General features: G+C 35.7%; 13 protein-coding genes and 2 pseudogenes. 9 read left to right on the top strand and 6 right to left on the bottom strand.

What is annotated here, in order from left to right; genetic code table 11:
- Positions 1-29 precede the first annotated feature (29 nt).
- Positions 30-752: an SIR2 family NAD-dependent protein deacylase gene (locus tag HM987_RS12080; protein ID WP_179008323.1), complete on the bottom strand. Its 723-nt coding sequence runs from the start codon at positions 750-752 to the stop codon at positions 30-32.
- Positions 742-1,904, bottom strand: a protein-coding gene (locus tag HM987_RS12075; RefSeq protein ID WP_179005723.1) for an IS3 family transposase whose coding sequence is annotated in 2 segments (ribosomal slippage) — positions 742-1,667 and positions 1,667-1,904 — 1,164 coding nt in all. Because the reading frame shifts where the segments join, the coding sequence is not laid out codon by codon here. Before HM987_RS12075 ends, HM987_RS12080 begins: the two co-directional genes overlap by 11 nt.
- 172 nt (positions 1,905-2,076) lie before the next feature.
- On the opposite strand from HM987_RS12075, the gene HM987_RS12070 reads away from it, so the two are divergent.
- Complete coding sequence (locus tag HM987_RS12070) at positions 2,077-2,547, top strand: CHRD domain-containing protein (RefSeq protein ID WP_179008322.1); 471 nt, start codon at positions 2,077-2,079, stop codon at positions 2,545-2,547.
- 348 nt (positions 2,548-2,895) lie between these two features.
- A pseudogene (locus HM987_RS19695) lies at positions 2,896-3,147 on the top strand (TrmH family RNA methyltransferase); the annotation flags it as partial.
- 30 nt (positions 3,148-3,177) lie between these two features.
- On the opposite strand, the pseudogene HM987_RS19560 reads toward HM987_RS19695, so the two are convergent.
- Positions 3,178-3,258, bottom strand: a pseudogene (locus HM987_RS19560) (NAD-dependent deacylase); the annotation flags it as partial.
- Positions 3,259-3,372: 114 nt separating this feature from the next.
- On the opposite strand from HM987_RS19560, the gene HM987_RS12060 reads away from it, so the two are divergent.
- Entirely contained in the window at positions 3,373-4,209 is an 837-nt protein-coding gene (locus HM987_RS12060) for a CHRD domain-containing protein (RefSeq protein WP_179008321.1), read from the top strand.
- A 63-nt stretch (positions 4,210-4,272) separates the two neighbouring features.
- Complete coding sequence (locus tag HM987_RS12055; RefSeq protein ID WP_179008320.1) at positions 4,273-4,932, top strand: TrmH family RNA methyltransferase; 660 nt, start codon at positions 4,273-4,275, stop codon at positions 4,930-4,932.
- A 137-nt stretch (positions 4,933-5,069) separates the two neighbouring features.
- Here HM987_RS12055 and HM987_RS12050 read toward each other — a convergent pair whose 3' ends face one another.
- Positions 5,070-5,867, bottom strand: coding sequence for a carboxypeptidase-like regulatory domain-containing protein (locus tag HM987_RS12050; protein ID WP_179008319.1), 798 nt, complete (start codon positions 5,865-5,867; stop codon positions 5,070-5,072).
- Positions 5,868-6,119: 252 nt separating this feature from the next.
- Positions 6,120-8,021, bottom strand: a complete 1,902-nt coding sequence (locus HM987_RS12045) for a DEAD/DEAH box helicase (protein WP_179008318.1) — start codon at positions 8,019-8,021, stop codon at positions 6,120-6,122.
- Positions 8,022-8,327: 306 nt separating this feature from the next.
- On the opposite strand from HM987_RS12045, the gene HM987_RS12040 reads away from it, so the two are divergent.
- From HM987_RS12040 to HM987_RS12030, 3 genes are all read left to right on the top strand, one after another.
- The gene (locus HM987_RS12040) at positions 8,328-9,728 is read left to right on the top strand and encodes an alanine/glycine:cation symporter family protein (RefSeq protein WP_179008317.1); all 1,401 of its coding nucleotides are present in this window, start codon (positions 8,328-8,330) and stop codon (positions 9,726-9,728) included.
- Positions 9,729-9,998: 270 nt separating this feature from the next.
- Positions 9,999-10,253: a DUF4212 domain-containing protein gene (locus HM987_RS12035; RefSeq protein ID WP_179008316.1), complete on the top strand. Its 255-nt coding sequence runs from the start codon at positions 9,999-10,001 to the stop codon at positions 10,251-10,253.
- 19 nt (positions 10,254-10,272) lie between these two features.
- On the top strand, positions 10,273-11,967 hold the full coding sequence (locus tag HM987_RS12030; protein ID WP_179010042.1) for a sodium:solute symporter family protein: 1,695 nt from the start codon (positions 10,273-10,275) through the stop codon (positions 11,965-11,967).
- Between the two features lie 24 nt (positions 11,968-11,991).
- Here HM987_RS12030 and HM987_RS12025 read toward each other — a convergent pair whose 3' ends face one another.
- The gene (locus tag HM987_RS12025) at positions 11,992-12,906 is read right to left on the bottom strand and encodes an AraC family transcriptional regulator (protein ID WP_179008315.1); all 915 of its coding nucleotides are present in this window, start codon (positions 12,904-12,906) and stop codon (positions 11,992-11,994) included.
- Positions 12,907-13,078: 172 nt separating this feature from the next.
- Here HM987_RS12025 and HM987_RS12020 point away from each other — a divergent pair, with 172 nt between their 5' ends.
- Positions 13,079-14,578, top strand: a complete 1,500-nt coding sequence (locus HM987_RS12020) for an aldehyde dehydrogenase family protein (protein WP_179008314.1) — start codon at positions 13,079-13,081, stop codon at positions 14,576-14,578.
- Between the two features lie 69 nt (positions 14,579-14,647).
- Positions 14,648-15,004, top strand: coding sequence for a DUF779 domain-containing protein (locus HM987_RS12015; protein WP_179008313.1), 357 nt, complete (start codon positions 14,648-14,650; stop codon positions 15,002-15,004).
- Positions 15,005-15,012 lie beyond the last annotated feature (8 nt).

The raw sequence follows: 15,012 nt of genomic DNA, 5'->3' as shown, positions 1-15,012 counted from the left end.
TAGTTGAAAAGCCGTAGACTAGTTTAGCCTTATGGCTTTTTTCGTTGGAAAATATTTAAGAGTTCCTTCATGCCTTCCGTAGCAGATTTGGCAATAACGGTTATCATGCCACCACTGCCAATAGCTGGTTTAGGATCTATATAATAAACCGGAGTGTCTGGTTGCACGTAATCAATTAAGCTTGCCGCAGGATAGACCTGCATACTTGTACCTATAATGACTAAAATATCTGCGGCATAGCAAATTTTAATAGCGGTTTCAATTTCAGGAACGGCTTCTCCGAACCACACAATATGCGGACGTAATTGATGGCCATTGTCGCACAAGTCACCAAGATTAATATCCTCTGTCCAGTCTTGGATGTCATTGTGGTTTACTGTACTTCGTATTTTTCTTAATTCACCATGAAGATGTACAACATCAGAGCTACCAGCTCTTTCGTGCAAGTCATCAACATTTTGGGTTATAATTGTGACTTTATAATCATTTTCAAGTTGAGCTAAATCTCTATGTGCTTGGTTGGGCTCTACCTCATTTAATTGTTGTCGTCTTTCGTTATAAAAATTTAGGACCAATTCAGGGTTTCTCGCAAAACCTTCTGGAGAAGCGACTTCCAAAACATCATGGCCTTCCCAAAGTCCATCCGCATCCCTAAATGTTTTTATACCACTTTCGGCACTCATGCCAGCTCCTGTTAATACGACGATGTGTGGACTACCTAATAAAAATGGGACTAATTTTTTAGGCCGCATTGTTAATAATTCGTTTTAATTTAAGTTCCATTTCAAGTGGTGTTAAGTAATCTAAGCTTGAATGAATTCTTTTAGTATTATACCAAGTAATGTACTGGCTTATTTTGTCAAATAACTGTAAGTATGACGTAAACTTAAACCGATATAGCCATTCGTGCTTAATGGTCTTAAAAAAGCTTTCTGCTACTGCATTATCCCAACAGTTCCCTTTTCTACTCATGGATTGTGTTATATTGCTATTGAAAGAAAAAATACTTGTCATTGTATTGGCTGCATACTGAACGCCTCTATCGGAATGAAATATGAAATTATTTGAAATAGTTCGATTTCTTCTGGCATGAATCCAAGCTTTTAACACCGTATTCTGTACAGTCATATCTTCGCTTAACGCCCATCCTACAACCTTTCTGTCTGCTAAATCTATAATAGTTGTTAGATAATTCCAGTTGTCATTTACTCTAATGTAAGTGATGTCAGACACCCATTTTTCTCCTATTGTTGAACTTGAAAATTCTCTATCTAGCTCATTTTTAGCCAATGGAAAGTTATGCTTGGAATCTGTTGTATTTACAAACTTTCTTTTTAAAACACTTTTTAACCCCATTTCTTTCATCAATATTGCAATATAGGAACGGCAATAATTCAAGTTTTCTCGTTCTAACATTTTCTGTATTCTACAGCTTCCATAAATCTCTTTACTATCTTCAAAAATAGCTCTAATCCTTTCCTTTAGTAATATTACAGAGTCTTTAGTCCTTACTAAATCCCTATTCTTACGCCAATTGTAATATGCGTTTTTACTGACATGCATACATTTACACATCTTCTCAACCACAAAATCTGATTCATTTGATAAAATGAATTGATATTTTAGTGGTCGCTCTTGGAAAAGATGCTTACTGCCTTTTTTAAGATATCACGCTCCATTTTTACATCTCGTAATTCTTTACGTAACGATTTAAGTTCTTGCTCTTCCATAGTAAGTTCTCTTTTCTTGGAAAAGTCTCCAGATTTAGCCTCGTAATCCTTTTTCCAGCGACTTATAAGGCTGGTAGCAACACCATAATCCTCACTTATTTGTTTTGCTTTCATTCCTGATTGCAATAGTTCTACTATTGTAACCTTTAATTCATTGTCATATCTTTTTGCCATAATTCAAATATATAATTTATGACCGTAAAAATTCGTCCCAGCTAAACTAGACATTCCAGTGTTTCATTATTTAAAAGTGTTTAATGTAAATGAGTTAATATAAGTTTTGAAAAAGCAAGATAGATTTTAGAAATTATTTTAGATTAAGGTCGTAATTAAAAACTTAAAATATATGAAAAAGATTATCAAATTAGTTCTTTTAATGTTTATAACTGCGACTCTATTTAATTGCAGTAGTGATGATGATGGAGCAACAGGTCCAACTGGAGAAAGTAAAACCTATAATTTAGGATCATTAAATGATTCAAATATCATTGGAACTGCAGAATTTATAAAGAACTTTGACAATTCAACAACAATTGAATTAGACTTAAGTGGGACCTCTAGTGGAGGTATGCATCCTGCTCATATTCATTTTAATACAGCTTTTGAAGGTGGTGCTATTGCTCTAACTTTAGGAACTGTTGATGGGGCAACAGGTTTTAGTTCTATAACTACAAGTACTTTAGATGATGGAACACCAATTAATTATGAGGAATTTTTAGATTTCGACGGATATATCAATGTCCATTTAAGCGCAAATGACTTAGAAACAATCGTAGCACAGGGGAATATTGGGCAGAATGAGTTAGGAATAGATTAAAGATTTTCCTCGATTTAAAAAAGGCTTTAGTGACTTTTTCATCGAGCTTTTTCATTAATTGTAAAATCTAATTTTTGAAAGTATTAAGAATTTGCAATGCATTTAGAGAAAAAATCTGATGATTTCATCAGGTTTTTCTATTTTTAGACTATGCGAGATTTAAAACTTGAAAGTACTGAGAAACTTTCTTAACTAAAAACAGTTGACAGTGTAGACACGTACTAATTGCATGTTACTAGTGTTGTTAGGCGAACTTATGATATGTTTGGAGTTCAGAAATTGAATATTATAGAAGAAATCAATTCTAAAGATACCGATAGGGAAATCGCAATGGGTAAACAAAATTAGGTGGACTTGAATCATTATAGTTCAGTTACGGATGGCATTAAAGATTTTAAGTCAAAAGGCTACCAAATTGTGGTAACAACATCTCATGCTAATGATTGTGAGGTAATAAATTTTAACAATACAGCAAAATCCTGTTTTTTCTTTGGAAGGGAAACTGACGGTCTGTCACAACAAGTCATGGAGGAAGCTGATTACTTTTTTAAAATCCCGATGGGAGGGTTTATTGAAAGACCCAATATTTCGGTTTCAGTAGCTATTATTCTTCAACATGTCCTTTTTCTAAAGTCCGTCTGCATCCCTAAATGTTTTTATACCACTTTCGGCGCTCATTCCAGCTCCTGTTAATACGACGATGTGTTTCATTTATCAGTCTTCTTTAAACTCCTATTGTATATGCGTTAAGATCAATTCTGTTTAAGCAAATCGTAAATTAATGATTTTTTTAGATTGCAAGTCTAATTTAAAAAATAAAAAAATATGACAAAGACATTCAAATTAGTTTTAATGTTATTTATTTCTGTTGCACTGGTAAATTGTAGCGACGATGATGATTTAGGACTATTAATTGGACCAACAGGTGAAAGTAAAATATATACATTGGGTTCCGTTGCCGATCCTAGTATTTCAGGAACTGCAACATTTATTGAGAACACAGATAATTCGGTTACTATTGAATTAGATCTTAATGGTACACCAGACGGAGGAATGCATCCTGCGCATATTCATTTTAATACTGCTGCCGAAGGTGGTGATATAGCCTTAACCTTAGGTACAGTTGATGGTAACACAGGTTTTAGTTCAATAACAACAAATACCTTAAATGGTGGTAGTGTTATTAGCTACGAGCAATTATTAGACTATGACGGTTATATTAATGTACACTTAAGTGCAGACGATCTGGGAACACTTGTAGCTCAAGGCGATATTGGACAAAACGAGTTAACTGATGATTCAGTTACCTATCCATTGGCCACGGTTGATGTTGCAGGTATTAGTGGTACCGCTGAATTTACAAAACGCGTTAATGGTGAAGCTTTAGCCACATTATCATTAGTGGGTACACCAGATGGTGGTATGCACCCAGCTCACATTCATGCAGGTAGTGTAGCCACTGCACCTGGCGGTATTATATTTACATTTAACCCTGTAGATGGTACAAGCGGAATGAGTAAAACGAATGTATCTATGTTAGACGACGAATCTGCATTTAATTATGACGATGTACTTTCTGTAGATGGTTATATCAATGTACATTTGAGCGCTAATGAATTGGGTACACTTGTAGCACAAGGAAATGCTGGAAGTAATATCTAAAATTTAATATTATACAATTTAGAAAAGCCTGATGATGTCATCAGGTTTTTTTATTTTTAGCCTATGGCGAATTTGGAATTATTAGAATATTTAGAAACGTTCTTAACCGAAAACCGAACAGAACGTATTAAAAAAGTTTTATATAAACGAACTAAGCATTTCACAGTGGCTACTGAAGACGTGTACCAATTGCATAATACCAGTGCTGTTATGCGAACTTGTGATGTGTTTGGTGTTCAGGAATTGAATATTGTAGAAGAAGTCAATTCTAAAGATATCGATAGGGAAATTGCAATGGGTGCGCAAAAGTGGGTGGACTTGAATCGTTATAATTCAGTTACGGATTGTATCAAGGATTTAAAGTCAAAAGGCTACCAAATTGTGGCAACGACACCTCATGCTAATGATTGTGAGTTACTCGATTTTGATATTACAGCAAAATCCTGTTTTTTCTTTGGAAGGGAAACTGAGGGTTTGTCACAACAAGTCATCGATGAAGCGGATTGCTTTTTGAAAATCCCGATGGTAGGATTTACGGAAAGTCTCAATATTTCGGTTTCTGCGGCTATTATTCTGCAACATGTCACTTCGCAATTACGAAAATCAAGTATAAAGTGGCAATTAACCGAAAAAGAAATTATTGAAAAACGATTTGATTGGATTAAAAAAACGCTTAAGGATTATGATGCTATTGTAGATCGATTTGAACTTGAGGACCTATAAAATATAATTTGTGTTTTTTAATACTCACCAAAGAATTTGGTCTATATCGCAATTTTAAGCACAATAATCTTTTTTCTTTATTTGATAGATTAATTACAAAGCGCTATAGTAAAAAATGACAAAGTAATTGAATTCTACTAGTCCTTCTTACTCTTTCGATCCTTACTGCGATTGATCACTTTGTACTCTTCATAACATTCACTTATGGCATCTAAAATCTGAAGATCATTTGCTGTGTTTATAAAGTCTTTTGAATAGTTGCATTGATTGACTATTTCATCCAAATCGTATTTTGTCACTTGAAGTAAAACGAGCAGCATTTCCCGATCAAAGCGCTTGGCTAATTGGTTTCTAATCTCATCATCTTCCTTCATTTTCTTCAGCTTATGCATCTCGTTCGGCTTCCTACCAAACATATTATACAAGAAATCTGCAGGATTGAAAATAGCGCCCAAAACTTTGGTGGCAATATTAGGTTTTCCAGCTTCGTAGGCTTGACCTGGTAATCCAGAAATACGGTAACGATTATTCGAAGTTATTGGAATCTGCTCCATATCAACTTCCAAATAACCGGTTAATCTAAGTTGCTTTACAGTCACTTCTTCAAGTGCTAAAGCTAATTCTGTCATTTGTATTTCGGTATCTCCAAATTTCAACCAGTCATTGGTCACTCTCACTCTAATGGATTTATAACCCAAATAGGATAAATGTAACGTGTCGTTGACTTTTGCTTTAATTTCAAACTCACCTTCATCGTTGGTTGCCGTCCCGACAACTTGATTGATATTGACAATATTAGCTTGACTTAAAGGAAGATCCGTTGAAGCACTAACTAGCGTTCCTTTAACTGTGGTAGGCGTTTTTGTGGCGGTACTGTCTTGACTATAGCTATTTACTGTAGTTAAACATAACAATAAGATTAATAAATGGCGCATGTACTTGTGTTACGTCGTAAAGGTAATAAACAAAAAGGATTTAACATATGGCAGGTTTGTTTTTGACTAAATATTAACTTTTAAAGTATTCAGTATTCAGTATTCAGTATTCAGTGTTCAGTCTTTAGTTTGAAGTATTTTGTATTTATTGGTTTCAATAGTCTTTAAATGAAAAATTCCAAAACCTAAAGTATCACTTCAAGTTTTGGAATTTGTTATTTTATTTATTGGAATTTATAGCTTTTTAGCAGTTTAATCCCTTCTTCTAGATCGTCTGGGTCTATCCGAACCAGATCCACTTGATTCTGGTCGTCTATCGCCTCTGGAATCATTGAATTTTCTATCGCTTCGATCGCTTCCTGAACCGTCCGATCTTTTGCTGCGTCTATCGCTTCTGTTTCCGCTACCGCCTCCTTCAGAGCGTCGGCCACTAGAGCGTCTTTCTCCTCTTGGTTTATCGTCTCTTCTACGACCTTTACCGCCAGAACGTCTATCGTTGCCTCCACGACTTCTTCCGCCACTTCGACCACCACGACTTCGGCCTTTATCTTCGCTGACTTCAACATTTACAAAACGGCCTTCATGTTTAAAGTCCGTAAAGAATGCCAATACTTTTTCCTGCAAGGATTTTTCAGTATTAAAGAATGAAAAGCTATCTTTTACATCAACCTTAAAGACGTCATCACGACCCAATTCTAATTGTTCTTTTAAGAAATCTTTTAACTTCATCCAATCAAAACCATCTTTGCTACCCACGTTTATAAAGTAACGTGAATCATTAGATTGTTTGCTGTAATCGCGTTCGCTGTCTCTATCACTTCCACGGGACTCAACTACACTTAAATCTTTTGATTTTTGATAATAGTTAAAGAAACGGTTAAATTCTACTGAAAAGAACTTTTTGATTAATTCTTCCTTGTCAGTATCTACAAATAATTCATTGATACTTTCAAGGTGCTTATCGATTTCATGGTTGGTTTCTGTGGTATGGATTTTATTGGCTAAAGACATTAATTGCACTTCGACAATATCACTGGCAGAAGGAATTTCTTTCTTTTCGAACTGCTTTTTAATAATGCGCTCTATACTTTTAATCTTTCTAACTTCACTTTTAGAAACAATAACCATTGAGATGCCTGTTTTGCCGGCACGTCCCGTTCTACCAGAACGGTGTGTGTAAATTTCCGCTTCATCTGGTAATTGGTAATTAATAACGTGCGTAATATCATCAACATCAATACCTCGAGCAGCAACGTCTGTGGCTACCAACATTTGTATTTGCTGATTTCTAAAAGATTTCATCACCAAATCGCGTTGGTTCTGACTTAAATCGCCATGTAAGGCTCCAGCAGAGTAACCATCTTCAATTAAATTTTCGGCCACTTTTTGTGTATCGCGTTTTGTACGACAGAAAATCACTGAAAAAATATCTGGATTGGCATCAGACAAACGTTTTAAAGCTTGATAACGATCTCTTGCATTAACTAAATAATACTCGTGGGATACGTTGCTTGTACTTTCATTTTTGTTACCTACCGTAATTTCAGTAGGATCATACATGAATTTTTTGGCGATAACCGATACTTCTTTTGGCATAGTTGCAGAGAACAACCATGTGCTTTTATCTTCTGGAGTATGCGATAGGATATCAGTGATATCTTCAAAGAAGCCCATGTTCAACATTTCATCGGCTTCATCTAAAACAGCATATTGTATTTTAGAAATATCAACCATGTTACGTTTAATCATATCTTTCATACGACCAGGTGTCGCCACAATAATTTGTGCGCCACGTTTTACAGATCTGGCTTGGTCAGATATACTCGCACCACCATAAATTGCAGTCACATTTAAACCGTTGCAGTATTTACCATAAAGCTTTAGTTCGTTGGTAATTTGTAAACAAAGTTCGCGAGTAGGCGATAAGATGAGACCTTGTGTGGTTCTGCTATCGATATCTATTTTTTGCAACATCGGAAATCCGAAGGCTGCGGTTTTCCCAGTACCAGTTTGTGCCAAAGCTACTAAGTCTTTGTCTTCTTCTAATAAAATTGGGATGGCTTTTTCTTGGACTTCACTAGGGCTTTCAAAACCTAAATCCGTAATAGCGCGTAAAAGGTCTTCATTAAGACCTAGTTCTTGGAATGTGCTCATTCTTGAGTGTTATGTATTCGATTATGTGCTTTTGGTGTTACAAAAGAAGCGAATCGACATACTAAACACTTAAACTTCTAGGTAACACATCCTCACTCTGAGGAATTTACTAAATCCTAACTGTGGATTTTTTCAAGCTGCAAAGGTAAGGTATTTAATTGGATAATTGATTGTTTTAATAATTGATATTAAATGATGGACATTCTTAACATCTTTCTAACTCAAAATCAACAACCAAATACCAATTTAGAAATTAATTATAAACATGTCGCCATAAATTCAATCCATTCACTACATTTATAATCTATGGAATTTTTAAACCAAATACTCAGCGATTTTTCATCTTTAGCATGGGGTTTGCCTTTGCTTGTTTTATTGATTGGAGGCGGTTTGTATTTATTGATTCGTTCCCATTTTTTACCATTTCGATATTTAGGTCATGCTATAAATGTGCTTCGAGGAAAATATGATGATCCCAATGATCCTGGTCAGATTTCCCATTTTCAGGCCTTGACAACGGCTTTGTCAGCAACGGTTGGTATGGGTAATATCGCAGGCGTTGCGGTAGCCATTTCGATTGGTGGTCCTGGAGCCGTTTTTTGGATGTGGATTAGTGCTGTGGTTGGCATGTCCACAAAATTCTTTACATCTACATTGGCAATTATGTATAGAGGTCAAGATAGTGCCGGCGAAGTTCAAGGTGGTCCAATGTATTTTATTATGGAAGGCTTAGGGAAGTCTTGGAAACCATTGGCTGTCTTTTTTAGTCTTTGTGGACTTATTGGAGCTTTGCCTGTTTTCAATGTCAATCAGTTAACTCAGGCTTTAAATGATATTTTATTAATTCCGAATGGCGTGGAAGTAAGCCTAAAAACAAATCTCATTATAGGTGTTGTTTTGATAGGTATAACAGCTTTGGTCATTTTAGGTGGCATCAAAAGGATTGGTTCTGTAGCCTCACGATTAGTGCCAAGTATGGTCGCCTTATATTTTGTGTTGATCATTATTATCTTGGTCGCACATAGCGATGTATTGGTCTATTATCTTCAATTGATTTTTACGGATGCTTTTGCCGCTAACTATTATCCAAAGGATGATACATTTTTAGGAGGTGTCTTAGGTGCGTTGATGCTTCATGGTATTAAACGTGGCGCGTTCTCAAATGAAGCTGGAATCGGTACAGCACCAATGGCGCATGGCGCTGCAAAAACAGATGAACCAATTCGTGAAGGTTTGGTGGCTATGCTTGGACCAGCCATAGATACACTAATTGTATGTACATTGACGGCTTTGGCAATTTTGGTCACTGGTGTTTGGGAAACGACTTCAAACAATGGTGTCAGTCTTACGGCTTCTGCTTTTGCAGATGTAATGCCTAATTATGGTAAGTATTTATTGCTGATTTGTATTGCGGTTTTTAGTATGAGCTCCTTGTTCTCATATTCCTATTATGGAACAAAATGCATGTCTTTTCTATTTGGTGATGATAAAAAACATTACTACAATTATTTCTATATTTTAAGTATTCTAATTGGAGCAACCACAAGTTTAAGCATGATGATTAATCTCATTGATGGTGTGTTTGCATTGATGGCCATTCCGACTATGTTGGCCACCATTATTTTAGCACCAAAAGTGATAAATGAGTTAAAAGGTTATACCAAAAGACTAAAGGAGAATAACCAAGATGCTAATAAACCATCTTAAGCTATTTTTGAAGACCATGCGCTATTCTTGGACACAAGAGGTATACCAACCTTATTCTAAGCAGTTTTGCCTAGGTGTTTATAAATCTATTTTTAAGTAATTTCAATTTAATAGCCTCGATCTTCTCAATTTTGAACGGAGAATTTTTTTATGCTTAAAATTGGTCCATAACATTACGCAATGATGTAAAAGAAAAATTCAAACTGAGTTCTTTTACTATTATTTGTATATTTCGAGTATAATTCAGGTAACTACTATAAATTAAAATAGATGAAAACTAATAATGCGAAAGCCTATTGGCGCGAAAATATAAAGTACGTTTTAATTCTTCTGCTCATATGGTTTGCAGTCTCATATGGTGCAGGAATATTGTTTAAAGACGAATTAAATACCATTAAGATTGGCGGCTTTAAACTTGGTTTTTGGTTTGCGCAACAAGGATCCATGTATGTGTTTGTTGTACTTATTTTTGTTTATGTGAAGTTGATGAATAACCTAGATAAAAAATATGGTTATGATGAATAATTCACTACTCTTAGCCGCATTGGATGTTCAAACTTGGACTTATGTTTTAGTTGGCATTACGTTTACACTTTATATCGGCATTGCGATTTGGTCCAGAGCTGGTTCTACAAAAGAATTTTACGTGGCTGGCGGAGGCGTTTCTCCATTGGCCAATGGTATGGCTACGGCTGCCGATTGGATGAGTGCTGCGTCGTTTATTTCCATGGCTGGCATTATCTCCTTTGCAGGTTATGATGGTGCCGTTTATTTAATGGGTTGGACTGGTGGCTATGTACTTTTGGCATTACTCTTAGCGCCCTATTTGCGTAAGTTCGGAAAGTTTACGGTTCCAGATTTTATTGGTGATCGTTACTATTCTAACACCGCACGTTTAGTTGGCGTTATTTGTGCGCTCATCGTGTCGTTTACGTATGTCGCGGGACAAATGCGAGGTGTAGGTCTGGTGTTTTCACGGTTTTTAGAAGTTGATATTAATACTGGCGTGATTATAGGAATGATAATCGTGTTGTTTTATGCGGTTTTGGGAGGTATGAAAGGTATTACCTATACACAAGTGGCGCAATATTGTGTGCTCATATTTGCCTTTATGGTACCAGCGATTTTTATATCCATTCAAATGACAGGTAATCCGATTCCACAATTGGGATTTGGAAGTACTTTGTCTGATGGCTCAGGAACGTATTTATTGGATAAATTGGATGGATTAAGTACGGATCTTGGTTTTTCGGAATATACGGAGGGATCAAAATCTACGATAGATATTTTTGCTATCACTTTAGCTTTAATGGTCGGAACCGCAGGATTGCCACATGTCATTGTGCGATTCTTTACCGTAAAACGTGTTAAAGATGCTAGGAAATCTGCAGGATTAGCCTTATTGCTTATTGTTATTTTATATTCCACAGCACCAGCTGTTTCAGTTTTTGCGAGAACAAATATGATTGAAACTGTATCAAATCAACCGTATGTAGAAATGCCAATATGGTTTAAGAAATGGGAAACTACAGGATTAATTGCATTTACAGATAAGAATAATGACGGTATCATTCAGTATGTAGCGGATACATCTAAAAACGAATTGGTTGTAGACAATGACATTATGGTTTTGGCGAATCCAGAAATTGCCCAACTTCCCAATTGGGTTATTGCTTTGGTGGCCGCAGGCGCATTGGCAGCAGCATTATCTACTGCAGCTGGTCTGCTATTGGTTATTTCGTCATCAGTTTCTCACGATTTAATCAAGAAAATTATAAATCCTAATATTACAGAAAAAGGTGAATTAATTGCCGCACGTTTATCAGCGGTTGTTGCCGTTTGTGTGGCTGGTTATTTTGGTATTAACCCTCCAGGTTTTGTCGCAGCGACTGTGGCTTTAGCTTTTGGTTTGGCTGCAGCCTCATTCTTTCCGGCTATTATTTTAGGCATATTTTATAAAAAAATGAATAAAGAAGGTGCTATAGCTGGTATGGTTGTCGGTATAACCACCATGTTGTTTTACATGACAAAATTTAAGTTTGGCTGGTTTGGAGGTGGAGAAAAAGCCGATTGGTGGTTCGGGATTTCACCCGAAGGTTTTGGAACCATAGCAATGCTATTCAATTTTATAGTGTCAATAACGATAATGAAATTTACTAAGGCGCCTCCTCAAGATGTTCAGGAGTTGGTGGAAAATATTAGAATTCCTAGTGGCGCAGGCGAGGCTGTTGATCATTAATAGTAAACGAAGCGTGTAATCGTATTATTTACTTACAGAAAGTTTGAACTGTTGAGGCGTCATCATCTCCATTTTTTTGAATTGCCTGTTAAAATAACTTGTATTGTTGAATCCAGATTTATAGGCTACTTCAGACATTCGTAAGTTTTTGTATTGTTTAATAAGCTTTTTGGAAAACTTAATTTTTTCAGAATTAATATAATCAATAGGAGAGATGCCTAAGGTGTCTTTAAATTGTTTGTGAAAATGAGAGGTACTCATGTAGGCTTTCTTTGCTAATAGATCTACAGAGATGTCTTTATTAGTTAAATTATCTTTAATAAATTTGATGACCGTTCCTATTCTGGTATCATTAAAAGTATTGGCGTCATTTATTATTAGAGATTTTGCTTTAGTTTGAAGTAATCGTACAATTAATTCTTGAATCATTAAATCCAGCAACACATCTTTAGATTTATTGTTATTTGTAAAGGTGTAAGTCAGCCTTTCAATCAAATGATTAACATCGACGTTATTTATAAGATGTGATGTAGTTTTGTCTAAGTCCCAATTGTTATTTTCATTTTCTATGGCGACATTATGGTTAAACTTCGCCACAACTTCTTCAATCTTAAAAGCATCAATTCCCAAAGCCAGACATTGGGTAGGCTTATCTTTGGTGGCCAATGGAAAATCAATAACCATTTCTTTATTCGTTGGCATCACAACAGATTCCCCAGGAAAAAAATCAAAAGCTTCAAAACCCTCAAGGTGCATTACTTTTTTTCCAGAAAGCATACTTGCAATAATAGGAAAGTCGAACGTCAAAGACACTTTTTCTGCAAAAGCATGGGTTTCATAAATATTGAGCTCTGCATATTCAGCATTATAGGTTGTCCTATTTTCTACTAAAGTAGATAGTTTTCTGTGGCTTTTATGCTGCGTTAATAAACTGCTCATATTCAATATTACGAAAAAATAGTCTTAAAAATAGTTAATAATAGATATGTTCAATAATATAAGCAATATGTTCTATTTGTTTGGGATATGATAAAATAACTTTATCAAAATTACAATATAGTTAAATTTTAAGCTATATAAATGAATAATTAACAATAAAATACATGAAGATATGAGCTATTCTAAGCCAAAATTTAAAGAGAAATATTCCAATTTTATAAATGGAAAATTTGTACCACCTGTTGGTGGAGATTATTTTGAAAACACATCTCCTATAGATGGAACTCTCATTGCAAAATATCCAAGATCTCAGAAGGAAGATGTAGAAAATGCGCTTGATGCAGCAAATGCTGCAAAAGAGGCTTGGGGAAATACGTCTGCTGCTGAGCGTGCTGCCCTTCTGTATAAAGTCGCGGATATTATAGAAGAGAATTTAGAAGAATTTGCATTGGTAGAAACCTGTGATAATGGGAAGCCAATTCGTGAAACCTTAAATGCAGATATACCATTAGCCGTAGATCATTGGCGTTATTTTGCAGCTTGTATTAGAGCAGAAGAAGGTAGTGCTACGGAATTGGACGAGAACACGTTGTCCATGAATATTAAGGAGCCACTTGGTGTAATTGGCCAGATTATTCCGTGGAATTTTCCCTTGTTAATGTTATCATGGAAATTGCCTCCGGCTTTAGCAACGGGTAATTGCGTGGTCTTAAAACCGGCTGAGCAAACGCCATCATCTGCAACCTTATTAATGGAAAAAATTGCTGATGTATTTCCTCCAGGTGTTCTAAATATTATTCACGGCTTCGGTCCAGAAGCAGGGAAACCGCTAGCATCAAGCTCTAAAGTGGATAAAGTGGCGTTTACGGGCGAAACCACAACAGGACAATTAATTATGCAGTATGCCTCAAAAAACCTGAATCCTGTAACCATGGAATTAGGAGGAAAGTCTCCAAATGTGTTTTTTAACAGTGTGATGGATGAAGACGATGCATTTTTGGACAAAGCTATTGAAGGCGCTGTTTTATTTGCCTTTAATCAAGGAGAAGTTTGTACGTGTCCTTCCAGGATTTTAGTGCAAGAAGATATCTATGACAAATTTATGGAACTTGTTGTGGCGAGAACAGAAGCTATCGTTCAAAAAAGCCCTTACGATGTCAATACTATGGTTGGAGCACAAGCCTCTAACGATCAATATGAAAAAATTCAATCCTATTTCAAAATTGGAAAAGATGAAGGTGCAAAGGTCTTAACAGGAGGTGAAGCGAACAAATTGGATGGCGATTTAGCCAATGGCTATTACATTAAGCCAACTATTTTGGAAGGTCATAATAAAATGCGTGTATTTCAAGAAGAGATTTTTGGACCCGTAGTTTGTGTTACTAAATTTAAGGATGAAGCTGAAGCCATAGATATTGCCAACGATACTATGTACGGTCTTGGAGCTGGCGTCTGGACACGAGATGCACATCAATTATATCAAATGCCTAGAGCTATAAAAGCAGGCCGTGTTTGGGTAAATTGCTACCATGCCTATCCAGCTCACGCACCATTTGGAGGTTATAAAAAATCTGGATTTGGTAGGGAAAACCATCTTATGATGATGAGCCATTACCGACAGACCAAAAATATGCTTATCTCTTATGACAAGAATAAGTTGGGCTTCTTTTAGAAACTAGAAATAACGGATTAAGGTTGAATTGATTTTTTTTGATTCAACCTTTTTTTAATACATTGTATTATGAAGCGAGTAGAAATTACAGATAGAGCGGCAGAAATAGTTAAGCAACTAAAAGCAAAGCACGGCGATTTAATTTTTCATCAAAGTGGAGGGTGTTGCGATGGTTCTTCACCTATGATTTTTGAAAAAGACGATATGTATTTAGATGAAAGTGATATTCTTTTAGGGGAAGTTGAAGGTGTGAATTTTTATATGAACCAAGATCAGTTTGAATATTGGAAACACACGCACTTAACCGTAGATATAACAGAAGGTCGAGGTGCGAGCTTTTCATTGGAGATTCCACTTGGACTTCGATTTTTGATTCATTCTCGGTTATTAACTGAGGAAGAAGCTTCTTTTTTTAATTCAAAATAACTACCTTT

This window comes from Winogradskyella forsetii (assembly GCF_013394595.1).
GTDB classification, from domain to species: domain Bacteria; phylum Bacteroidota; class Bacteroidia; order Flavobacteriales; family Flavobacteriaceae; genus Winogradskyella; species Winogradskyella forsetii.
Note: the sequence above shows the minus strand (reverse complement) of the source record. Positions and strands in the feature narration are given on the sequence as shown.

Bases quoted from the DNA above. Each gene is read 5' to 3' on its own strand.
- HM987_RS12015 (WP_179008313.1), top strand. From the start codon at position 14,648: ATGAAGCGAGTAGAAATTACAGATAGAGCGGCAGAAATAGTTAAGCAA.
- HM987_RS12055 (WP_179008320.1), top strand. From the start codon at position 4,273: ATGGCGAATTTGGAATTATTAGAATATTTAGAAACGTTCTTAACCGAA.
- HM987_RS12025 (WP_179008315.1), bottom strand. From the start codon at position 12,906: ATGAGCAGTTTATTAACGCAGCATAAAAGCCACAGAAAACTATCTACT.
- HM987_RS12020 (WP_179008314.1), top strand. From the start codon at position 13,079: ATGAGCTATTCTAAGCCAAAATTTAAAGAGAAATATTCCAATTTTATA.
- HM987_RS12060 (WP_179008321.1), top strand. From the start codon at position 3,373: ATGACAAAGACATTCAAATTAGTTTTAATGTTATTTATTTCTGTTGCA.
- HM987_RS12045 (WP_179008318.1), bottom strand. From the start codon at position 8,021: ATGAGCACATTCCAAGAACTAGGTCTTAATGAAGACCTTTTACGCGCT.
- HM987_RS12080 (WP_179008323.1), bottom strand. From the start codon at position 752: ATGCGGCCTAAAAAATTAGTCCCATTTTTATTAGGTAGTCCACACATC.
- HM987_RS12050 (WP_179008319.1), bottom strand. From the start codon at position 5,867: ATGCGCCATTTATTAATCTTATTGTTATGTTTAACTACAGTAAATAGC.
- HM987_RS12040 (WP_179008317.1), top strand. From the start codon at position 8,328: ATGGAATTTTTAAACCAAATACTCAGCGATTTTTCATCTTTAGCATGG.
- HM987_RS12035 (WP_179008316.1), top strand. From the start codon at position 9,999: ATGAAAACTAATAATGCGAAAGCCTATTGGCGCGAAAATATAAAGTAC.
- HM987_RS12070 (WP_179008322.1), top strand. From the start codon at position 2,077: ATGAAAAAGATTATCAAATTAGTTCTTTTAATGTTTATAACTGCGACT.